Raw genomic sequence first — 21,077 nt, 5'->3', positions numbered from 1 at the left:
GTTCGAGCGGTCAAAAATTCAACTAGCCGGCGATGTCGACCGAGTAGATGTCGACCTTCTGGTAGAGGTCCATCGTCACGTCGGTGACCCGCTCGGAGTAGCCGAAGACGTTCTGGCCGAACCGCAGCGGCAGCACGGGCATGTCCCGTACGAGCTGGGCCTCCGCCTCGATCCAGAGCTTCTCGGACTCCGCCTTGGTCAGGGCCGCCGAGCCCTGCCGCACCAGGCTGTCGAACGTGCTGTTCTTGTAGCCGTAGTAGTTCGAGGAGCCGTCGCTCGTGTAGAGCGGGCCGAGGTAGCTCTCCATCAGCGGGTAGTCCATCGTCCAGCCCAGACGGATCAGACCGACGTCCTCGCCCGCCTTCACCCGGTCGAGCACGTCCTTGAGCTTGGGCAGCCCCACGCCGGTGCAGTTGATCGCCAGCGACGCCTTGATCTGGTTGCACATCGCGTCGACCCAGGCCTTGTGCCCGCCGTCGATGTTGTACGAGATCTTGATGTCCTTCGGCCCGTTCGCCGCGGAGTACAGCTGCTTGGCCCGGGTCGGGTTGTATTCGCACCACTGGCCGCAGCTGGTCGACTTGGCGCCCTGCAGAACCGGCGAGACGAACGAGGTGGCCGGCGTCTCGGAGCCGAGGAAGACCTGGTCGGTCATCTCCTGCCGGTTGATCGCCATGGAGAGGGCGCGGCGCACGTTCGGGTTCTTGTACTTGTCGAGGTACATCGGGAAGCCGACGAACGAGAACGCGGAGCTGGGCGTGCGACCGAGGCGGGCACCCAGGTCACCGGAGGCGGAGGCGAGGTTCTCGATCGGGATCTTCGTCTCGATGTCGAGGTTGCCGCCGACCAGATCCGCGTACTGGGCGCCGAGGTCCTGATAGATCTTCCAGGTGATGCCGTTGACCTTGGGGACCGTGCCCTTGAAGTCGGCCACCTTCTCGACGGTGATCTTCTCGTCGTGCGACCAGGTGCCCTTCATCTTGAACGGCCCGTTGCCGATCGGCGCCTGCTCGAAGTCCTTGTTGAGCACCCCGTCGCCGGAGAACGCGGCCTTGGGCAGCGGGTAGAAGGAGTCGTACCCCATCACGGAGTCCCAGTTCACGAAGCCCTCGGTGAGCGTCACCGTGAAGGTCAGGTTGTTGACCTTCTTGAGCCCGCGCAGCTTGGTGGCCTTGGGATCGGAGGCCTTCTCGGGGCCGTCGCCGTCCGGGTCCTTCGACTGGAGATCGGCGTAGCCGTCGATGCGGCTGTAGAAGTACGACGCGAGCTGACCGTTCGGGCCGTAGGCGCCGTAGTTCCAGGCGTCGATGTAGTTGTCCGCGACGACCGGTTCGCCGTTGCTGAAGGTGAAGCCCGGCTTGAGCCGTACGGTCCAGATCCGGTTCGTCTTGTCCTTCGTGATCGACTGAGCCGCGACCGGATAGGGCGCGTTGTTCGCGTCGAAGCGCACGAGCGGGTAGAACAGCGACGCGAGCACCTGAGAACCACTCGACTCGATCGAGTTGGACGGGATCAGGCTCGAGGGCTCGGCGATGCCGATGCTGATGCTGTTCGGCAGAACCTCGGTGTCTTCCGAGCTACTGCCGCTGCAACCGGCCGCCAGCAGGACGATGGTGGTCGCTGCGGCCGCCACCTTCCACGGGCTTTTCCCAGGCATGTGGGGGGTGCCTCCTTCAGGGGCGCTCACGGGGGTCGTGTGAGACGCCAGCAACTGTGACACAGAGCCAACGACTGCCAGAGCCCCGTTATCAAGCCGATACTAGTCAGCCCTTACCGAAGGGCTTTTTCCTCGGCTCGTTTTATGACCCTGAACTGGGAGAACGCCGGTGGGTGCACAATCGGCGACCCACCGCAGCGACGTGATTCCGGCCGATCAGACGAGGCGTCGATCAGCCGCCCATCGTGACAATTCGTAACGGTTGCTCATTTGGAGCTTGCGAAGGACGTTCGAGACATGTGTCTCGACTGTCTTGATCGAGATGAACAGTTCCTTCGCGATCTCTTTGTACGCATATCCGCGCGCGAGCAGCCGCAGCACCTCGCGCTCGCGGTTGGTGAGCTGGTCGAGCTCGGGGTCGGCCACCGGCACGTCGGGGCGTGAGGCGAACGCGTCGAGCACAAATCCGGCCAGCCGCGGGCTGAACACCGCGTCCCCGTCGGCCACCCGGCGGATCGCGGCCGCCAGCTCGTCGGGCGAGATGGTCTTGGTCACGTAGCCCCGGGCGCCGGCCCGGATCAGGCCGATGACGTCTTCGGCGGCGTCGGAGACCGAGAGCGCGAGGAAGCGTACGTGGGGGTGGCTGCGCCGCATGGCGTCGAGCACCGCACGGCCGCCGCCGTCGGGCATGTGCACGTCGAGCAGCACGACGTCGGGCTCGATGGCGGTGATCTTGCTGACCGCCTCGGCCACCGAGCTGGCCTCACCCACCACCTCGACGTGCGCGCCCAGCTCGGCCCGGACGCCGGCCCGGAACATGGCGTGGTCGTCGACCAGGAAGACGGTGAGCCGCCGGTCGGTCGTGGTGTCCTCGGTGTCGGTCATCGTGCCGCCTCCTTTCCGGCCGCCACGCTCTCCCGCGACGGGGACATGGTCAGCCGGACCTCTGTCCCGTCGCCGGGGGCGCTGCGGATCTCCGCCTTGCCACCGTGGCGCTGCATGCGCCCGATGATGGAGCCTCGCACGCCGTGCCGCGACTCCTGTACCCCGGCCAGGTCGAAGCCGGCGCCCCGGTCGCGCACGAAGACGCTCAACTCGTTCTCCTCGACCTCGGCATAGAGCGACACCGTCTGCACTCCCGCGTGGCGGGCTGCGTTGACCAGCGCCTCGCGGGCGGCCGCGACCAGGGCCGCGACCCGCTCGTCGCACTCGGTGTCGCCCACCACGACCGTCTCGACGCTGATCGCGTACGTGTCCTCGACCTCGGCCGCGGCCTGCTCGAGCGCGGCCGCGAAGCGTTCGGTCGGCGAGGCCGACGGCTTGTAGAGCCAGTTGCGCAGGCTGCGTTCCTGACCCCGGGCCAGCCGCTGCACCTCTTTGATGTCGGCCGAGTTGCGCTGGATCAGGGCCAGCGTGTGCAGCACCTGGTCGTGGATCATGGCGGCGAGCTCGGCCCTCTCCTGCTCGCGGATGCGGCCCTCACGCTCGGCCCGCAGCTGGTTGAACATGCGCCACAGCAGGGGCGCGGCCACCACGCCGACACCGAGCAGGCCGACCAGCGCGAAGATGACGCCGTTGACCACCGCGGTCAGGCTGCCGGCCGGGGCGTAGACCGCGACGACGCCGATGATGCCGGTGGCGACCAGCACCCCGCCGCCGATGAACCGGAACAGGAAGAAGCGGCGGTCACTCTCGGCCACCACGGCGGCCAGCCACGGCTGCTGGGGCACCGCCCCGCCCAGGTGGCGGCGGCTGGGGTCGGACTGGTGCCAGATGATGCCGGCGCCGACCGCGACCACCGCGATCAGCCAGCCGGCGGTTCCGGCGACGTTGTCCTGGAAGACCAGCGCCTGCAGCAGCACGACGCCGAGGCCGATCGCCCCGAACGGGAGCAGCATGGCCAGGTCGCGGCGCTGGGGCGGGTCGGCCGTGACGACCTGCTGCGGGAGCACCGCCCAGAACGCGGCATAGAGCAGGAGACCGAGGCCGTTGAAGCCGAGCAGCACCACCAGCGCGATGCGCACGACCAGCACGGGAACGCCCAGATGCTGCGCCAGGCCGGTCGCGACGCCCGCGATGATGCGGTGGTCGCGCGGCCGGTAAAGGCGTCGCGTGGGCGGGTTGGCGGCGGCGGTGATGGCTCCTCCTCGGTTGTGTACCCCGATCGTCACACGTTCCGGCGGCCCGGACCACGGGGAACAACCCCCGGTATCCGTACCTCAGGATCTCAGGGTGGCCTCAGGGTCGGTGCCGGAAGCGGCTCGGGTGCCCGGCGGACGAGGATCGTTGTCATGACCGACGAAGCTGCCGAATCGCGGGGCCCCTCCCGTCCGCCGCAGGACGTGCCGGCGTCCACCGCCGCCGACGAGCCTGTGACCGCGGACCTGCGGGCCGGCGCCGTCCCCGACGACCTTCCTCCGACCGAGCCCGGCCCGTCCACGGAGCCCGGCCCGTCCACGGAGCCCGGCCCGGCCACCGAACCCGGCCCGGCCACCGAACCCGGCCCGGCCACCGAACCCGGCCCGGCCACCGAACCCGGCCCGGCCACCGAACCCGGCCCGGCCACCGAGCCGGGTGGTGCGGGCAACCCGCCGCCGTGGTTCCCGCCCACCGGCGGGTTCGGCGAGGGCCAGGGTCCCACCTTCTCGCGTGACTCCTTCTCCCGCGACAAGCTGGTGCGCCCCCGCCAGGGCCGCTATCTGGCCGGTGTCTGCGGCGCCGTTGCCCGGGCCACGAACACCGACCCGGTGCTGTGGCGCGTGCTGTTCGCCGTGCTCGGTGTGCTCAGCGGTGTCGGTGTGCTGCTCTATCTCATCGGCTGGCTGGTCATGCCGGCCGAGGGCGACACCGCATCGCCGATCGAGTCGCTGCTCGGCAAGGGCCGTTCCGGCATGGCGCCGGCCTCGGTGATCCTGCTCGGCGGCGCAGCCGTCCTCTCGTTCGCCTTCATCGTGCAGGACGGCATGCGCGCCAGCCTGCTGGCCTGCGCGGTCATCCTGGGCGCGGTGCTGCTCATCAAGCGCAGCGGTTCCCAGCAGCACCAGCCGTCCGCGCCATTTCCTCCGGGCCAGCCGGCGCCGCCGCCTCCCGGCCCGTTCGAGCCGAGCGCCTTCGAGAAGACGGCACAGTTCGCCTCGACCGGTCCGGCGCCCGCGGCCGCACCGCCCACCCAGCCGGTAGTCCCGCCGGCCACGACGGCTCCGCAGGCTCCTCCTCCCCCGCCGCCGTACGCGCCGCCTGCCAGCGGTTACCGGCCGCCGTTCGCCCCGCACGGCCCGTACGCCCGGCCGACCCCGGTCACCTACCCGCCCGCGCCGCCGGCGCCCCCGGTCGCGCCGCGGCCGCCCAAGCCGCCGAAGCAGAAGCGGGAGCGTTCCAAGCTGGGCCGGCTCACCTTCTTCGCGGTGATCATGGTGATCGGCGTGCTGGCCGCGATCGACATGGCCGGGGCGAGCGTCGCCGTCTCCGTCTACTTCGCGGCCGCCCTGATCACCGTCGCGCTCGGTCTCGTCGTCGGCGCCTGGTTCGGCCGGGCCCGCGGGCTGATCGCGCTCGGCATCCTGCTCTCGTTCGGCCTGCTGGTCTCGACCGGCACCGAGCGCTGGGGCGGCGAGGTGGGCAACAGCACCTACCGTCCGGCCTCGGTGGCCGCGGTCGCCGACCGCTACGACTTCACCGCCGGCAACGCCACCCTCGACCTGCGCCAGGTCGACTTCGCCGGGCAGACGCAGAACATCGTGGTGACCATGAAGTTCGGCCAGATCCGGGTGCTGCTGCCAGAGAACGTCGACACCACCGCGCTGCTGCACGTCGACAACGGCCGGGCCGTGGTCTTCGGCAAGGAGTTCCAGGACCGTGAGGTCGACGGGCAGAGCCTGACCGACCTCGGGCGGGACGGCACCACCGGTGGTGGCACCCTCAAGCTGGACCTGCAGATGGACACGGGCAACGTGGAGGTCATCCGATGAAGCCGCACCGCATGGACGGCGTCTCGCTCAGCTTCGGCGTGCTCTTCCTGCTCGTCGCGATCTGGTGGGCGGTCTCCCGGGTCGTCACCATCCACCTGCCCGCCGTGGGCTGGCTGGTCGCCGGCGGCCTGATCCTCTTCGGTGTGATCGGCCTGCTCGGCGCGCTGCGCTCGGCCCGGTCGGCCGCGGTGACCGAGCAGAAGCCCGCGCCGGCCGTGGCCCCGCAGCCCGAGGGGCCGGAGCTGCCCGGTGATCTGACCCCCGAGGTGCACGCCTCGATCGTCCGGGAACTGATGGACGAGACGGTCGATCGGATCACCAAGGAGAACCCTGAGCTCAAACCGGAGCAGCCGCGCAGGGAGTGATCAGGTCCGCGCAATATGCTCGGGGTCATGACTGCGTTCCCCGTCGTGTCCCGTGCGCCGATCGTCGGAGTCGGCGCCACGGCCGCCCGCGCCCTCACCGCCGAGTTCGCCCGCCACAACGCGGCCACCACCGCGATCGTGGCGGGCGCCGACCATGCCTCGCCCGTGGTGGCGAGCGCGGTCGAGGCCCTGCTGCCGGGCGACCGCCTCACCCTGGTCGCCGGCGAGCGCAGCACCGCCGATCTGCTGCGCGACCACATCGACGGCCTGGGCAGCTGGATCGCCGACCGGGTGCACGTGGTCGACACGCTCGACGAGGCCGGCCAGGCCGACGTGCTGATCGTCGGCGAGCCGCTCGCCGGCACCGCGGGCGAGGTCCGTGACCTGCTCGACCGGCTCGGCAAGCACCTCAGCGACGGCGGCGTCGTCACGCTCGCCGTCCCGGCCACGCCGGGCCGCACGGGTGGCGCCGCGGCCGAGTTGTTCCGCCAGAGCGCGCTCTTCGGCGTCGGCTCCGACCTCGTGGTGCGCAACCAGCCGCCGCTGCGTGTGCACAAGCTCCGGTTCACCCCGGCCGACCCGCAGGTCGCGGCCACCCTGGCCCCGGCCTATCGGCCCTCCAGCGTCCCGGTCACCCAGGGCATGCACATCGACTCCAACGGTGTGGCCGCCGCCGGCATCGCGCTCGGCCTGGCCGCCGCGGCCCGCATCGCCCGGCCCAAGTCGAAGCTGTGGCTGCTGCCCGCGCTGGCCGCGGCGCCGGTCGCGGCGTTCTTCCGCGACCCCGAGCGGGTCGGGCCCGACGACCCGTCCGCGGTGGTCGCCGCCTCCGACGGGCGGGTGCTGTCGGTCGAGCGGATGACCGACGAGCGCTTCGGCCCGGGCGAGTTCCTGCGCATCGCGGTGTTCCTGTCGGTGCTCGACGTGCACGTCAACCGGGTGCCGGTGGCCGGGCGCGTCTCCGACTACTTCGTCGAGGAGGGCGGCTACGCGAACGCGATGACCGCCGCCGCCGAGCACAACGTGGCGGCCTACACGGTGCTCGACACCGACCACGGCACGGTGGGCGTGGTCCAGCGCACGGGTCTGATCGCCCGGCGCATCGTGCAGCGCGTCCCGGTCGGCACGCTGGTGGCCCGCGGCGAGCGCATGGGCCTGATCCGCTTCGGCTCCCGCACCGACGTCTACCTGCCCGCCGACAAGGCCGAGGCGCTGGTCAGCGTCAACGACAAGGTGGCCGGCGGCTCGTCCGTCATCGCCCGCTGGCTCTAGGTCCGTCCGCCGGCTCCGGGCGGCGACCAGCTCAGATCGGCAGAGCGCCGGCCGGGAACCCACCGTGGTCCCGGCCGGCTCTCGTCAGGGCGAGAACACCATTTCCCCGTACGCGCGTCCCGGGCCCCAGATCCGCCGGTGAGATCGACATCGCGGCCGCCACGGTCAGCGCCGAGCAGATGTCGTCGTCCTCCGGCCACTCCTCGGGCGGCAGCTCGTCCAGATCGGCGAACGTGAGCCGGGTCCGCTCGACCGGCAGCCGTTCGCCGACCGGTTCCTCGCCCTCGTCCGAGTAGTGCCGGACCACCCGGCCGCCCTCGGCGACGGTCCAGCCCGACGAGCCGGTCTGGTCGTCGTACCAGTACGCCTGGGCCCGGCCGAACCGCCCGCTGAGCTCGCCGGCCGCCTCCTGCTCGTGGCCGTCGTCGCCCCACTTCCCCGCCCAGAACCCGAACACCAGGGTCCAGCCGTCGAGCTCCGGGCTGACGAAGACCACCGCGCCACGGCGTTCCTCGGGGCCCGGGCCGTGGCCCGCCGATTCGACCGCGGCCCGCCCGAGCCGCATCGTGGCCGGCCGGGGTTCGCTGAGGCCGAGCGCTTCGAGCACGGCGGCCTGGTCGCCGGTCGGCAGCGCCAGCCAGCGCCCGCACGGCTCCTCGCCCTCGATCCGCTCGTTCGTCAGCTTCACCCGGATGAGCCGCTCGATCGCCGCACGGTCGGCCTCGGTCAACGCCTCGAACCCGCCGACGTGGGCGAGCGCCCGCAGCGCGGCCGCCCGGCGGCGGCCCGGCCCGTCCGCGCGCACCTGCCGGAGAGCGGGGACGGCGGCGGTCGCACCGATCTCGCCGAGCGCCCGGACCACCCGCTGACGCACCTCCTCGTCGGGATCGTCGAGCAGGCCGACCAGGGCCGGTACGGCGGAAGCGCCCCGCTCGCGGCAGTACTGGATGCCCAGCGCCGCGTTGTCCCGCACCACCGGGTCGGGATGGGCGAGGGCCCCGATGTAGTCGTCGAGCAGGTCGGCGCCGAAGCCCATGAACGCCCAGCCACAGCGCCGCGCGGTCTCGCGCGTGGGCGCCACGACAAGCGCTTCCGTCAGTGGCCCGAACGCCGGCCGCCCGATCGACCGCAGCACGACCCCGATGTCACCCCACCCAACCGGCGACTGTTCATCGGTCAGCTCGGCGATCAGCGGCCCGACCGCCTCGGCCCCCAGCGCCACCAGCTCAGCCCGCGCAGCCTCCCGGTCGACCGAAAGCCGCATCATCAACTCGCGCACGGCCCCACAGCCTAGCGCCCATCTGGTGGATCACGAGGGGCTGCGGCGTGGCCCAGGCGGCGCCTGACGGCGTCCGGCAAGCGGCCACTTCCCGGCCGACGCCCACTTCCCGGCCGACGCCAGCCACCACCTGGACCTCGCCTCACTCCCGCGCGATCCACCAGATAGGCCCTAGCGCCAACCGCAATCCGAAGGTGGTCTGACCGCGACCAGAGTCGGATTTCGCCCGTCGATGACTTGGGCGCCGAAAACGGCTAGCGAAGCGAGGCCGTTTTCGGTGTCCAAGTCATCGACCTCCAGGGGCGAAATCCCCGCCGAGCGGGCAGCGAAGGCCAGCAAGCACAGCCAGCAAACACAGAACAGGCCGCCCCTGGCGGGACGGCCTGTCGAGCGAAACGGGAGCTACACGCGCTTGGCCCGGACCCACATGATCGGGCCGCTGACCAGGTAGGCCGCGACCAGCATGACGAACGTCAGGCGGGCGTCGACCAGGGCGCCCACGACCGGCAGCAGCCAGAACCAGGCCGGCAGCTTGACCAGGCGAGCAAGTTTCGCGTAGGGGAAGCTCGACACCATCGCGAAGGCGAGCAACGCCACCCCGCCCAGGATGACCACGCCGGGCAGTGGCAGGTCGATCAGCACGGTGAGGGCGAGCACGGCCGCGACCAGTGTCGTCGGCACGCCGGAGAAGAACTTGCCGTCCTTGGGCGAGACGTTGAAGCGGGCCAGCCGGATCGCGGCGCAGGCGGCGACCAGCATGCAGGCCACCGCGGCGGCCGGGGTCGGCACCGTGTGGGCCAGCGACGCGTAGACCACCACGGGCGCGGCCAGGCCGAACGAGCACATGTCGGCCAGCGAGTCCATCTGGGCGCCGAACGGGCTCGACACGCCCAGCTTGCGGGCGAGCGCGCCGTCGAGGCCGTCGAAGACCACGCAGGCGACCAGGAAGGCGGCGGCGAGGCGGACCTCGTCGTGCATCGCCAGCAGGATCGCGAACATGCCCAGGGCCAGGCTGGCCAGGGTGCACGCGTTGACAATGGCGAAGCGGAGGCGGCGGGCCGGGGTCTGCTCCCCCGGAAGAAGCGCGACCTCTTCGGCGACCTGCTCGGCGGGCGCCGGGATCGCCAGGTGGGGAGCGACGGGGCCGATCAGACGGCCGTGCTCGGCGCCGGTGTAGATGACCTCGGCTCGCGTGGCGGTGGCGGCGCGACCGGAGTTCCGGCCACCCACCCGCACCAGCAGAGCCTGCCGCGCGAGGGTTCCGCTGCGGCGCAACCGGCCTGCCCAACGACGACCGGCGGGACGGGGACTATCCGTCGTACGACGCCGGCGCCAAGGGGTTCTCGGCACGTGCTTCCTCCATGGGATCGGTGGACCACCGGCGATCGCGGTGGGTCGTGGCCCGGTAGCCCGCCGCACATACGGACCCGGGTGAATTGCGGGTTACACCTTCGCACAGCTAAACGATGTTGGCGAGGAGCCAATTCCATCCCGCGGGACAGGCCCTGTCCGCCTCTCCCTGAGCAGATTTTAGCGCCTCGGTTCCGCTTCGATCCGGGCTACCGCGGTGGCGGCCGGCTCGGTGAGGTCCAGTCTGCGTGCCTCGTCAAGCGTGAACCATCGTGCTTCGGCGGTGGATCCGCCCGCTTCCTCGGCCACCACAGGTTCCGTCGGCCGATCGACCCGGACCCTGAACAGGACACGGATGACGTGCCAGTCGATCGGCACCCCTTCGGGCCCGAACGCTGCGGGATCGTGGCGGTGCGACACGCCGACGAGACCGGTCACGCGGCCATTCTGCGAGGTCTCCTCGGCCAGTTCGCGAACGAGTGCCGCCTCGGGTGTCTCGCCGTGGTCGGTGCCGCCGCCGGGCAGGTGCCAGCGGCCGGCGCCCGGATAACCCTCGGCGATCCGGGTGAGAAGAATCCGCCCGTTCGGGTCGGTCGTGACGCCGTACGCGCCGAAACGCTGCACCCGCGCCGGACGCGACAGCTCCTCACCTTCGTCCGGTTTGTCGGACTCGCTGCCCGGAAGCCCGAGCATGACCGCGGTGAACGGCATCAGACCCAGTTGGGTGATCTGCGCCTCGGTGACCCATTCGACAGTCTCGGTGGTGCCGTCGGCCTCGGGGCGCAACGACCCGCCGGTCACCGACACGTCGTAGACGATCCGGTCGGTGTGTTCGAGCTCCCCGCCGGGCAGCCGGAAGACGTCCGCCGTGACGGCGTGGAGGGCGTCGACGCGTACGCGGAAGCCGGTCTCCTCACCGAACTCGCGAACCACCGCGTCGTCCGGGTGCTCGCCCTGCTCGACGCCGCCGCCGGGCAGGGTCCACAGGCCGGGGAACGAGCTCAGCGCCGAGTTCCGGGCGAGCAGCACCCGCCCGGATCCGTCGCGGCATATCCCGTACGCCCCGACCCTTCTGATCTTCACCGGGACTAGATTAGTCCCGCCTTGCGCAGCGCCTCGGCCGTCACCTCGGTGAGATCGTCTTCCGGCAGGTCGGCGACCTGCTTGACCGGCACCCAGCGGGCCTCGGAAGTGGAACCGCCGACATCGTGGATCTCGACCTCGGTCGGCCGGTCGACGATCACCCGGTAGAAGGCTCGTACGCCGTGCCAGTCGATCGGGTAACCCTCCGGCCCCAGCGACGCCGCGTCACGGTGACTGGCCACGCCGAGCAGTTCGACGAGCCGGCCCTCCTGACCGGTCTCCTCGACCAGCTCGCGGATCAGCGCGGTGCCGGGCTGCTCGCCGTAGTCGGTGCCGCCGCCGGGCAGGTGCCAGCGACCCTCTCCGGGATAACCCGGAGCGATCCGGGTCAGCAGCAGGCTCGTGTCGTGCGGGTCGGTGGCGATCGCGTACGCCGCGAACCGCTGCGCCCGGTGCAGCCCGTCGGGCCCGGGGTGGGCATAGAACGACGGGAACGTGGGCGCCGTCTCGGGGCGCAGGTCGGCCGAGGCGCTGCCCAGTCCGAGCGCGTCGGCCGTGAACTGCCGGAGTTTGAGGCGCTCGGCCTCTTCGAGGGTGTGCCACCGGGCCAGGTCGGTGGGGTGGCCGACCCGGTCCACGATCGTGCCGCCCCGGATCGACACCGAGTAGATGAGGCGGTCGGTGTGGATGGTGACGCCACGGTGCGGTAGCGAGCGCATGTCGGCCAGCACGTCGCGTAGTCCGGTGACGGCGACGGACAGACCGGTCTCGGCCGCGGTCTCGCGGACGACGGTGTGGTTCGGGTCTTCGCCGTGGTCCACGGCGCCGCCGGGCAGCGACCAGACGCCCGGCGTGCCGGAACGGCTGGAGGCGCGCACGAGCAGCACGCGGCCGTCGTCATCGGTGGCGACGGCGTAGGCGGCGATCCGGCGGAGCGGTTCGAGTGCGGGGGTCACGGGCGGCATTCTGCCCGGAATATGTTAACTCCAGAAAACGTCTGTCGGATTCCTGACAGGTGGTTCGCGCTGCGTAATCGCTGATCAGAGCACCATTAGGCACAATCGGCCCTCGATCGACTACAAACCGTAACCCCTTATTTCAGGGTCCGTATCCGGGTGCTCACCGAGGTTGTCGGGGCCTTGACGGAGCCACCATGGGGACATGACACAGCTTCCTGACGGCGGCATCCAGACCCCGTACAAGCAACTCCGCCGGCCTCTCGACGACCGTCTCGCGGCGGGCGTCTGCAGCGGTGTCGGACGCTACTTCGGCGTCGACCCGGTGCTCGTGCGGGTGGCCTTCGTGCTGCTCGCCGTGATCACCGCGGGCGCGGCCCTGCTCGCCTACCCGATCATGTGGTTCCTGATGCCGGAAGAGCCCGGACCGTCGTGGCCGGGCTCTCCGATGCAGCCGAACGCGGAGCAGATGCAGCCGAACGCAGATCAGCAGCAGTAGTGGTAGGGAGGCGTCACTCCCACTCGATGGTGCCCGGCGGCTTGCTCGTGACGTCGAGCACCACCCGGTTGACCTCGCGCACCTCGTTGGTGATGCGGGTGGAGATCTTGGCGATCACGTCGTAGGGCAGGCGCGACCAGTCGGCGGTCATCGCGTCTTCGCTCGAGACCGGCCGCAGCACGACCGGATGGCCGTACGTGCGTCCGTCGCCCTGCACGCCGACGCTGCGCACGTCGGCCAGCAGCACCACCGGGAACTGCCAGACGTCGCGGTCGAGGCCGGCGGCGGTCAGCTCCTCGCGGGCGATCAGGTCGGCCGCCCGCAGCAGGTCGAGCCGCTCGCGGTCGACCGCGCCGATGATGCGGATGGCCAGGCCGGGGCCGGGGAACGGGTGCCGCTGCACCATCTCTTCCGGCAGGCCCAGCTCGGCCCCGAGAGCCCGCACCTCGTCCTTGAACAGGGTGCGCAGCGGCTCGATCAGCGCGAACTGCAGGTCGTCGGGGAGGCCGCCCACGTTGTGGTGGGACTTGATGTTGGCCGTGCCCGTGCCGCCACCCGACTCGACCACGTCGGGATAGAGCGTGCCCTGCACCAGGAACTCGATGTGGCGCTCGGCGTCGAGCTCGCGGGCCGCACCCTCGAACGCGCGGATGAACTCGCGGCCGATGATCTTGCGCTTCTGCTCGGGGTCGGTGACCCCGGCCAGGTGGCCCAGGAACACCTCGGCCGCGTCGACCACCTTGAGCCGGGCGCCGGTGGCGGCCACGAAGTCTTTCTCGACCTGCTCGGCCTCGCCCGCGCGGAGCAGGCCGTGGTCGACGAAGACGCAGGTCAGCTGGTCGCCGATGGCCTTCTGCACGAGCGCCGCGGCGACCGCCGAGTCGACCCCGCCGGACAGCCCGCAGATCACCTGCTTGTCGCCGACCTGCTCGCGGATCGCGGCCACCTGGTCGTCGATGATGTTGCCGGGCGTCCAGGTCGGCTCGAGGCCGGCGATGTCGTAGAGGAAACGCTTGAGCATCTCCTGGCCCTGCTCGGTGTGCGCGACCTCGGGGTGGAACTGCACGCCGGCCCGGCGGGTGTTGAGGTCTTCGAACGCGGCCACCGGGGCGCCCGGGGTCGACGCGGTGACCGCGAAGCCCTGCGGCGCCACGGCCACGCTGTCGCCGTGGCTCATCCAGACCGGCAGGTCTTCCGGCAGCTCGCGCAGCAGCGTGCCGCCCTGGGCGGTCAGGTGGGTGCGGCCGTATTCACGGGAGCCGGTGTGCGCGACCGTGCCGCCGAGCGCCTGGGCCATCGCCTGGAAGCCGTAACAGATGCCGAAGACCGGCACCTCGTTGTCGAACAGCTTCGCGTCGAGCACGGGCGCGCCGGGCTCGTAGACGCTGGACGGGCCGCCGGACAGGATGATGGCGGCGGGATCCTTGGCCAGCATCTCGGCGACGGGCATCGAGTGCGGGACGATCTCGGAATAGACCCGCGCCTCACGGACACGGCGGGCGATCAGCTGGGCGTACTGGGCGCCGAAGTCGACGACGAGAACCGGTCGGGGAAGACTCACCCGCCGAGTTTACCGTTGACGACCCGCACGTTCCCGGCCCGGTCAACCGCCCGGACGACCACGGTCCGGGCCCGGGCGGGCAGGGTGAAACGGCGCGTGGCGGCCACCGAACGCGCTGTCACCTTGCCGTTGACGACCAGTTCCAGACGCGCGATGCCGGACGGGTCGGCGGCCCGGGCGGTCACGGTGCGGCCGGACTTCACCAGCCGCAGGGCCGGAGCGGTGTTGTCGGCGCGGACGGTGCGGCGCACCACGGTGAGGTTGCCGCGCCGGTCGTACACCCGCAGCTCCAGCGGGACGAGGCCGGTGCGCGGGGCGGACTGCCAGGCGAAGGAGTACGGCGCGGTGGTGTCGGTGGCGATCAGCCGGCCACCGGCGTACAGCTGCACCCGCGAGACGCCATGCTGGTCGGCGGCGGAAGCCGTGACGGTCACCCGGCCGCGCACGACAGAACGGAGGGCACCGAAGGCGGCGAACGGCCGGACGACGTCACCGTCGAGGGGCAGGGCCCGTAGCGCGGCTCCGGCGTCGACCAGCCTGGACGTACGGGACCGGGTGGCGACCAGCGCCGAGCGGATCTGCCCGGCCGTGGGCGCCGGGTCGGTCGAGGCCAGCAGACCCGCCACGCCCGCCACGAACGGCGTCGCCGAGGAGGTTCCGCAGTAGGGCCCGACCGCGCCGGACGGGCCCTGCGCCGGGTTGCAACCGGGCGCGGTCACGGCGACCCAGGAGCCGAAGTTGGACCACTCGTAGCGGGCGCCGGTCGGCGTGACCCCGCCGACGGCGAGCACGCCCGGGAGGGCGGCCGGGTAGTGCGGCGCCGAGACGCCCCGGTTGCCGGCCGCCGCGACGACCAGCGCGCCCTTGCTCCCGGCGTAGGCGACCGCGTCGCGCAGCAGCGGGCTGTCGTCCGACCCGCCCAGCGACAGGCTGATCACGGCGGCGCCCCGGTCGGCCGCGTAGCGGATGCCCAGGGCGATGTCGGTGTAGGAGCCGCCGCCCTTCGCGTTGAGCACCTTGACCGGCAGGATCCGGCACGACCAGCAGACACCGGCGATTCCCGTACGGTTTCCGCCCGCCGCCGCGATCACGGTGGCGGCCATCGTGCCGTGCCCGTTGTCGTCGGACGCGTCGTTGTCGTGGTTCACGAAGTCGCGGCCGGGCAGCAGGCGACCGGCCAGATCGGGCAGCGCGCTCACCCCGGTGTCGATCACCGCGACGATCACCCGGGACGAGCCGCGGGTCATCGCCCAGGCGTCGGTGACGCGGGCCTGGGTCAGCCCGGGCTGCGCGACGGCGGCCTGGGCGGGCGTCGCGACCAGCATCGAACCGGCGGCGACCAGACCAGCGAGCAGCTTGCGCATGCCTGCGACCTCACAAACGGAAGGAGCCGGCCACGGTGGCCGGCTCCTTCACATTCGGTCGCTCGCTTGATCGCCCGGTTGGTTCCCCGGTGCGATCAGGGTGTCTAGCGGGTGTAGCTGTACTTGGTCGACAGGCCCGGGTTGCCGGCCTTGTCGACGGCCCGCACCTGGACCGTGAAGCTCTTCGGCACGGCGGTCGAGCCGAAGACGAAGGCCGAGGTCGAGGTGTGCGTCTGGGCCACCTTGCCGTTGAGCAGAAGCTCGTAGCGGGCGACACCGTACGTGTCGGAGCCGGTGTAGCCGATCGTCACCTTGCTGCCGACCTTGGACCCGCTCTTGGGGGCCGAGGTGATCCGCACGGACGGCGCCTTGTTGTCGACCGTAATGGTGTTCGACACGATCTTGTTGTTGCCGGCCCGGTCGAAGAACCGCAGCTCGATCTTGGTCGGACCGTTGTACGAGCTGAAGTTGAAGCTGATGCCGAACGGCGCGTTACGGCTGTAGCCCTTGAAGACCCCGTTCACCCAGAGCGTCGAGTTCCGGATGCCCGACTTGATCGTGCCGCTGTTGTCGTTCAGGCCGACCGGGCTGACCGCGAACGTGCCCCGCTTGATCGAGCCGGCGGCCGGGACGATGCCCGAGGCGTTCGGCGGGGTGGTGTCGGTCGCGACGCCGAACGACTTCGGGATGTCGAGCAGGCCGTAGTTGACACCGCCGTTGGCCAGCGGCCGGGACGCGGCGCCGACGTAGAGCGAACGCGCGATGGACCAGCCGCTGTAGGTCGGGTTCTGCGACTTCACCAGCGCGGCGGCGCCGGCCACGATCGGGCTCGAGAACGACGTGCCCTGGATGCCGGTGCTGTAGCTGCCACCGCGGTCCATGCTCGTCACCGTGCCGGGCGCGGCGATGTCGACCCAGGAGTCGCCGGCCTTGTTGTACGACGACCAGCGCGACCGGGTGGTGGTGCCGGCGGTGCAGTCCGGGTCGCCCTCGTAGGCGGCGCAACGCTCGGTGGCGGCCACCGTGACCACGTCGCCGTAGGCGCCGGGGTACTGCTTGACGGTGTTGCCCTCGTTGCCCGCCGCGGCAACCACGACGGCGCCGTTCATGTTGGCGTAGGCCACCGCGTCGGCCAGCACCTTGGTCGAGGTGGGACCGCCGAGCGAGAGGTTCAGGATGCGGGCGCCCTTCTGGACGGCCCAGATAATGCCCTGCGCGATGTCGCTGTCGTAGCCGCTGCCCTCGCTGTCGAGCACCTTGATCGGCATGATCTTGCAGGTCCAGCAGACGCCGGCCATGCCCTGGCCGTTGTTGCCGCGGGCGGCGATCAGCGCGGCGACGGCGGTGCCGTGGCCCTCGTCATCGGCCGGGTTGGAGTCGTTGTTGGCGAAGTCGTAACCGGCCACGGTCGCGCCGGCCAGGTCCTTGACCGCGTTGACGCCGGTGTCGATCACGGCGACGGTCACCGCGGGGGAACCGCCGGTGGTGGTCTCCCAGGCCGCCGGGGCCTTGATCGTGTACATCTCGTTCTGGTACTTGAAGGTCGGGTCGTTCGGGATGACGTCGAACTTCTTGACCCGCGGGTCGACCTGCACGGACGTCACATTGGGGTCGTTGCGCAGCTCGCTGATCATCGCGGAGCTGCGGGCCGAGGACACCGTCACGCGGGTCGCGTTGACCGCGGCCAGCGCCGACGCTCCGGCTCCGGTGGCGTTGATGCTGCGCGCACCGGCCGCGGACATCGTCCGGTTGGCGGCCGTGCGGTCGGCACCGTCCTTGTAGCTGATCACCAGGCGGACGGCTGCGGCCGAGCTCGCGGCCTTCTCGTTGTCGGCAGCCAGCGCCCAGGTGGTCACGCTCGTCATCGACACGACGACGGCGGTGGAGATGAGACCGACGGTGATCCGCCGCTTGGTGAGCTTCATAGAAGCACTTGCCTCCCCCGTTGATTAGCGGCGGTCAGCGTACGGGCGAATCAGCGGAAAGCAATGACCGGTTTCACATTCCGAGATCACCAGGCATTGAGCTGCCGATCCCGCTCGCTTACTGTTCCGCCATGCGGAACAACAGGGTGGGTCTGTGGATCGCCGGGGCCGTGGTCGTGGTGCTGCTGGCCGGCGGGGGCATCGCGCTGGCGGTCCGGTCCAAGTCGGACAAGCCTACGGCAACCCCCACCATCTCGGCCCCGGTCGTTCCCTCGGCCGAGCCGACCACCCCGGCCCCGTCGCCCGGCGCCGACATCACCGGCCCGCTCGACCTGGTGCTCGTCGGTGTCGACACCCGGGTCTCGATCCCGGGCTGGGAACCGCACGCCGATGCCATCATGCTGCTGCACGTCGACAAAGGCCTCGAGTCGGCCTATCTCTACTCGATTCCGCGCGACACCCGGGTGGCGATCCCCGGACACGGCACCCACAAGATCACCGAGGCCATGAGCCGCGGGTCCCGGGTCCCGGGCAGCAAGCAGCCGAGCACCGAGAAGGGCTACGAGCTGCTGGTCAGGACGCTCCGCGCCTACACCGGCATCAAGGAGTTCCAGGCCGGCGCGATCCTCAACTTCGGCGGCCTGGCCCGGCTCACCGACCAGCTCGGCGGGGTCGACCTGGTGATCGACCAGAAGGTGAAGTCGCGCCACCGCAAACCGGACGGCTCGCTGCGCCCGCTCTCCGGCGGCGACTACGTCGGGCCGCAGGCCGTCTATGAGCCCGGCCGGCGGCACCTGGTCGGCTGGCAGGCGATCGACTACGCGCGACAGCGGTACGGACTGCCCGACGGCGACTACGACCGGCAGCGCCACCAGCGGCAGCTCGTCGCGGCCCTGCTCGACAAGGCGCTCGCCCAGGGAGTGCCCACCGAAAGCGGCAAAGTGGACCAACTGGTCAGTGCGCTCGGGGACACCTTCGTCTACCTGGGCGGGCGGCAACCGGTGGAATACGCGTACGCGCTCCGCAATCTCGCCCCCGAGAAGATCACCCGGGTCAGCCTGCCCGGCCAGGGGGTCGGCCGGGGCAGCGGCTACCTCGGCGAGCAGCTCACCGCCGAGGGCCGCGGGTTCATCAAGGCCCTCGCCGCGGGCAAGGCCGAGGCCTACCTGGCGAGCCACCCCAAGCTGGTCGACAAATAGGTCAGGGCTTGGCGGGCTTCTCCGTCGAGAACAGCCAGGCCTGGAACAGGTCGTCGAGCTGCTTGCCGGAGATCTCCTCGGCCATCGCGATCAGGTCGTCGGTGTCGGCGTTGCCGTCCTTGTGCTCGCTGGTCCACCGCTTGAGCAGCTGGTCGAAGGCCGGATCGCCGATCGCCTTGCGCAGCGCGAAGACGGTCATGCCGCCGCGCTGATAGACCGCCTGGCCGAAGATGCGGCTGGCTCCGGGGTCGCCGGCCTCGCCGGGCTGGTTCCACGGGTACGAGTTGTAGACGTTGTCGAAGTTGGCCTGCACGCTGTCGCCGCCGGACTGCTCGTCCCACAGCCATTCCGCGTACGTGGCGAAGCCCTCGTTGAGCCAGATGTCCTGCCACTTCTCCAGGGCCACGCTGTCGCCGAACCACTGGTGGGCCAGCTCGTGCGCGATCACCCCCTCGTTGGGGCCGCGGGTGAAGAACGCGGGACCGTAGACCGGGCGGCTCTGCGTCTCGAGCGCGTAGCCGATGCGCTGGTCGTCGACCGCGACCCCGCCGTTGGCGTCGAACGGGTAGGGCCCGAACTTGGTGGCCAGGAAGTCGGTGATCTCGGCGGTCCTGGCCAGCGACTGCGCGGCCGGCCCGTTGGCGGGCAGCTGCTCGGAGACCGCGATCACCATCGGCTTGCCGCTGTGCGTGGTGGTGGTGATGCGGTACTGACCGATCACGACCATCGCGAGATAGCTGGCCATCGGCGCGCTCTCCGACCAGCTCCAGGTGGTCCAGCCGCCGGCGGTGCGCTGCGGGCCGGGCACGCCGTTGCTGATCGCCTCGACCCCCTCGGGCACGGTGATCTCGAGTTTGAAGGTGGCCTTGTCGCGCGGGTGGTCGTTGACCGGGAACCAGGTGCTGGCCGACTCGGGCTGCCCCAGCGCGACGGCGCCCTGCGGGTTCTGCAGCCAGCCGCCCTCGCCGAGCACCGCGGTGCCGAGCTGGCCGGGTGTGCCGCCATACTCGATCACCGTGGTGAACGGGCGGCCGTTCGGGATGCCGGCGGCCGGGGTGATGGTCAGCTCGGCACCGGTGGCCGACGAACTGGCCCGTACGCCGTCGACCGTCACGTTCTTCGCGGTCAGCTTGGACAGATCGAGGTTGAACCGGGACAGGTCCTGAGTGGCCGTGGCGGTGATCGTGGCCGTGCCGGTGAGCTGTTTGCGGCTCGGGTCGTACCGGACCTTCAGGTCGTAGCCGGCCACGTCGTACCCGCCGTTGCCGTACTTCGGGAAGTACGGGTCGCCGATGCCCTCCGCACCGGGGGCGAACGCCGGCGCGGAGGACGTGGTCGGCGTGGGGGCCGGTTCGTCGTCCCCGGAACAGCCGGCCACCGCCAGCGCGACACAGAGGACTCCGGCAACACCCGTACGTTTCATAGGCGCGAGGTTAGCGCCGTGCCGCGAAAGGCCCGGGAAAGGCCTACTTGTCGAGGACGAGCGCGACCTTCTGGAACTCCTTGACGTCGCGGTAACCGCACTTGGCCATCGCGCGTCGCAGCCCGCCGAAGAGGTTGAGCTGGCCGTCGGGCCGGTTGGCCGGGCCGTAGAGCAGCTCTTCGAGGGTGCCATCGGGCTCACCGGCGATGCAGAACCCGCCCCGCGGAAGCTGCGGGTGGCTCGCCGACGAGTGCCACCAGGCACCGCCGGCCGGGGCGCCCTCGGCCAGCGACAGCGGCTCGCCGAGCATCACCGCGTCGGCGCCGCAGCCGATCGCCTTGGCGATGTCGCCCGAGGTGGAGATGCCGCCGTCGGCGATCAGGTGGACGTAGCGCCCGCCGGTCTCGTCGAGGTAGTCGCGGCGGGCGGCCGCGGCGTCGGCGATCGCGGTGGCCATCGGCACCCGGATGCCGAGCACGGTGTCGGTGGTCGACCACTCGTCGGCGCCGACCCCGACGATCACGCCGGCCGCGCCCGTGCGCATGAGGTGCAGCGCCGTCTTGTAGTCGGTGCAGCCGCCGACGATGACCGGCAGGTCGAGGTCGGCGATGAACTCCTTGAGGTTCAGCGGCTCGTCGGTGACCGACACGTGCTCGGCGCTGACCAGCGTGCCCTGGATGACCAGCAGGTCGATGCCGGCGTCGAGCACGACCGGGGCCAGCGCGAGGGTGTGCTGCGGCGACACCCGCACGGCGACGGTGATGCCGCCCTCGCGCATGGTGCGCACCCGCTCGGCGATCAGCTCGGGCTTGATCGGCTCGGAGTAGACCTCCTGGAGGCGCCGGGTCGCGTCGGCGTCCTCGTCGAGCGAGGCCAGCTCCTCCAGGATCTTGGTCGGGTCTTCGTAACGCGTCCACAGGCCCTCGGCGTTGAGCACCCCCAGGCCGCCGAGGCGGCCCAGGGCGATCGCGGACTCCGGGCTCATGGTCGCGTCGGACGGGTGCGCAACGCAGGGGATCTTGAAGGGGTAGGCGTCGACGCGCCACTCGGTGGACACGTCGTCCACGTCGCGGGTGCGGCGGCTCGGGACGATGGCGATGTCGTCCAGGTGGTATCCGCGCTGAGCGGTCTTGCCGAGACCGATCTCCACGACGTCACGCATTTCAGATCCTCTAC

17 protein-coding genes are annotated in these 21,077 nt (G+C 70.9%); 5 read left to right on the top strand and 12 right to left on the bottom strand.

The genetic code is table 11. The features are described from left to right. Positions 1–22: 22 nt before the first annotated feature. The 3 genes from JIG36_RS27265 to JIG36_RS27255 form a co-directional block, all read right to left on the bottom strand. On the bottom strand, positions 23–1,657 hold the full coding sequence (locus JIG36_RS27265; RefSeq protein ID WP_203379232.1) for a peptide ABC transporter substrate-binding protein: 1,635 nt from the start codon (positions 1,655–1,657) through the stop codon (positions 23–25). A 216-nt stretch (positions 1,658–1,873) separates the two neighbouring features. After that, complete coding sequence (locus JIG36_RS27260; protein WP_203379231.1) at positions 1,874–2,542, bottom strand: response regulator; 669 nt, start codon at positions 2,540–2,542, stop codon at positions 1,874–1,876. Continuing rightward, positions 2,539–3,795 (bottom strand): PspC domain-containing protein, encoded by a 1,257-nt coding sequence (locus JIG36_RS27255; RefSeq protein WP_438870765.1) that lies wholly within the window; start codon positions 3,793–3,795, stop codon positions 2,539–2,541. Before JIG36_RS27255 ends, JIG36_RS27260 begins: the two co-directional genes overlap by 4 nt. A 153-nt stretch (positions 3,796–3,948) precedes the next feature. On the opposite strand from JIG36_RS27255, the gene JIG36_RS27250 reads away from it, so the two are divergent. Genes JIG36_RS27250 through JIG36_RS27240 form a run of 3 tightly spaced genes read left to right on the top strand, consistent with a single transcriptional unit; the run spans position 3,949 to position 7,262 of the window. Further along, on the top strand, positions 3,949–5,625 hold the full coding sequence (locus JIG36_RS27250; RefSeq protein ID WP_203379229.1) for a PspC domain-containing protein: 1,677 nt from the start codon (positions 3,949–3,951) through the stop codon (positions 5,623–5,625). Continuing rightward, complete coding sequence (locus JIG36_RS27245) at positions 5,622–5,990, top strand: hypothetical protein (protein ID WP_203379228.1); 369 nt, start codon at positions 5,622–5,624, stop codon at positions 5,988–5,990. The genes JIG36_RS27250 and JIG36_RS27245 overlap by 4 nt, the downstream gene beginning before the upstream one ends. Positions 5,991–6,017: 27 nt before the next feature. Then, a complete protein-coding gene (locus JIG36_RS27240; protein WP_203379227.1) occupies positions 6,018–7,262 on the top strand; it encodes a phosphatidylserine decarboxylase in 1,245 nt (414 codons plus the stop codon). Between the two features lie 31 nt (positions 7,263–7,293). Here JIG36_RS27240 and JIG36_RS27235 read toward each other — a convergent pair whose 3' ends face one another. The 4 genes from JIG36_RS27235 to JIG36_RS27220 all read right to left on the bottom strand — a co-directional run bounded on the left by JIG36_RS27235 (position 7,294) and on the right by JIG36_RS27220 (position 11,930). Beyond that, positions 7,294–8,541 (bottom strand): HEAT repeat domain-containing protein, encoded by a 1,248-nt coding sequence (locus tag JIG36_RS27235; RefSeq protein ID WP_307872928.1) that lies wholly within the window; start codon positions 8,539–8,541, stop codon positions 7,294–7,296. Between the two features lie 402 nt (positions 8,542–8,943). Next, positions 8,944–9,816, bottom strand: a complete 873-nt coding sequence (locus JIG36_RS27230) for a CDP-alcohol phosphatidyltransferase family protein (RefSeq protein WP_203379226.1) — start codon at positions 9,814–9,816, stop codon at positions 8,944–8,946. 255 nt (positions 9,817–10,071) lie between these two features. After that, entirely contained in the window at positions 10,072–10,974 is a 903-nt protein-coding gene (locus JIG36_RS53405; protein ID WP_203379225.1) for an NUDIX hydrolase, read from the bottom strand. A 5-nt stretch (positions 10,975–10,979) separates the two neighbouring features. Next, positions 10,980–11,930 (bottom strand): NUDIX domain-containing protein, encoded by a 951-nt coding sequence (locus tag JIG36_RS27220; protein WP_203379224.1) that lies wholly within the window; start codon positions 11,928–11,930, stop codon positions 10,980–10,982. A gap of 205 nt (positions 11,931–12,135) precedes the next feature. Here JIG36_RS27220 and JIG36_RS27215 point away from each other — a divergent pair, with 205 nt between their 5' ends. Continuing rightward, positions 12,136–12,429: a PspC domain-containing protein gene (locus JIG36_RS27215; RefSeq protein WP_203379223.1), complete on the top strand. Its 294-nt coding sequence runs from the start codon at positions 12,136–12,138 to the stop codon at positions 12,427–12,429. Between the two features lie 13 nt (positions 12,430–12,442). On the opposite strand, the gene guaA is transcribed toward JIG36_RS27215, so the two are convergent. The 3 genes from guaA to JIG36_RS27200 form a co-directional block, all read right to left on the bottom strand. Further along, positions 12,443–13,990, bottom strand: coding sequence for a glutamine-hydrolyzing GMP synthase (guaA, locus tag JIG36_RS27210; protein ID WP_203379222.1), 1,548 nt, complete (start codon positions 13,988–13,990; stop codon positions 12,443–12,445). Next, positions 13,987–15,354, bottom strand: a complete 1,368-nt coding sequence (locus JIG36_RS27205; RefSeq protein WP_203379221.1) for a S8 family serine peptidase — start codon at positions 15,352–15,354, stop codon at positions 13,987–13,989. The genes guaA and JIG36_RS27205 overlap by 4 nt, the downstream gene beginning before the upstream one ends. Positions 15,355–15,458: 104 nt before the next feature. Then, positions 15,459–17,279: a S8 family serine peptidase gene (locus tag JIG36_RS27200; protein WP_203379220.1), complete on the bottom strand. Its 1,821-nt coding sequence runs from the start codon at positions 17,277–17,279 to the stop codon at positions 15,459–15,461. A 131-nt stretch (positions 17,280–17,410) separates the two neighbouring features. Here JIG36_RS27200 and JIG36_RS27195 point away from each other — a divergent pair, with 131 nt between their 5' ends. After that, complete coding sequence (locus JIG36_RS27195) at positions 17,411–18,478, top strand: LCP family protein (RefSeq protein WP_203379219.1); 1,068 nt, start codon at positions 17,411–17,413, stop codon at positions 18,476–18,478. 1 nt (position 18,479) lies between these two features. Here the strand turns inward: JIG36_RS27195 and JIG36_RS27190 are convergent, their stop codons facing one another. After that, complete coding sequence (locus JIG36_RS27190; protein WP_203379218.1) at positions 18,480–19,901, bottom strand: M1 family metallopeptidase; 1,422 nt, start codon at positions 19,899–19,901, stop codon at positions 18,480–18,482. Positions 19,902–19,944: 43 nt separating this feature from the next. Next, positions 19,945–21,063, bottom strand: a complete 1,119-nt coding sequence (locus JIG36_RS27185; protein WP_203379217.1) for a GuaB3 family IMP dehydrogenase-related protein — start codon at positions 21,061–21,063, stop codon at positions 19,945–19,947. Positions 21,064–21,077: the final 14 nt, after the last annotated feature.

The organism is Paractinoplanes ovalisporus, from assembly GCF_016834655.1.
Classification (GTDB): domain Bacteria; phylum Actinomycetota; class Actinomycetes; order Mycobacteriales; family Micromonosporaceae; genus Actinoplanes; species Actinoplanes ovalisporus.
Note: the sequence above shows the minus strand (reverse complement) of the source record. Positions and strands in the feature narration are given on the sequence as shown.

Bases quoted from the DNA above. Each gene is read 5' to 3' on its own strand.
- JIG36_RS27265 (WP_203379232.1), bottom strand. From the start codon at position 1,657: ATGCCTGGGAAAAGCCCGTGGAAGGTGGCGGCCGCAGCGACCACCATC.
- JIG36_RS27205 (WP_203379221.1), bottom strand. From the start codon at position 15,354: ATGCGCAAGCTGCTCGCTGGTCTGGTCGCCGCCGGTTCGATGCTGGTC.
- JIG36_RS27250 (WP_203379229.1), top strand. From the start codon at position 3,949: ATGACCGACGAAGCTGCCGAATCGCGGGGCCCCTCCCGTCCGCCGCAG.
- JIG36_RS27200 (WP_203379220.1), bottom strand. From the start codon at position 17,279: ATGAAGCTCACCAAGCGGCGGATCACCGTCGGTCTCATCTCCACCGCC.
- JIG36_RS27215 (WP_203379223.1), top strand. From the start codon at position 12,136: ATGACACAGCTTCCTGACGGCGGCATCCAGACCCCGTACAAGCAACTC.
- JIG36_RS27195 (WP_203379219.1), top strand. From the start codon at position 17,411: ATGCGGAACAACAGGGTGGGTCTGTGGATCGCCGGGGCCGTGGTCGTG.
- JIG36_RS27245 (WP_203379228.1), top strand. From the start codon at position 5,622: ATGAAGCCGCACCGCATGGACGGCGTCTCGCTCAGCTTCGGCGTGCTC.
- JIG36_RS27260 (WP_203379231.1), bottom strand. From the start codon at position 2,542: ATGACCGACACCGAGGACACCACGACCGACCGGCGGCTCACCGTCTTC.
- JIG36_RS27190 (WP_203379218.1), bottom strand. From the start codon at position 19,901: ATGAAACGTACGGGTGTTGCCGGAGTCCTCTGTGTCGCGCTGGCGGTG.
- JIG36_RS27240 (WP_203379227.1), top strand. From the start codon at position 6,018: ATGACTGCGTTCCCCGTCGTGTCCCGTGCGCCGATCGTCGGAGTCGGC.
- JIG36_RS27185 (WP_203379217.1), bottom strand. From the start codon at position 21,063: ATGCGTGACGTCGTGGAGATCGGTCTCGGCAAGACCGCTCAGCGCGGA.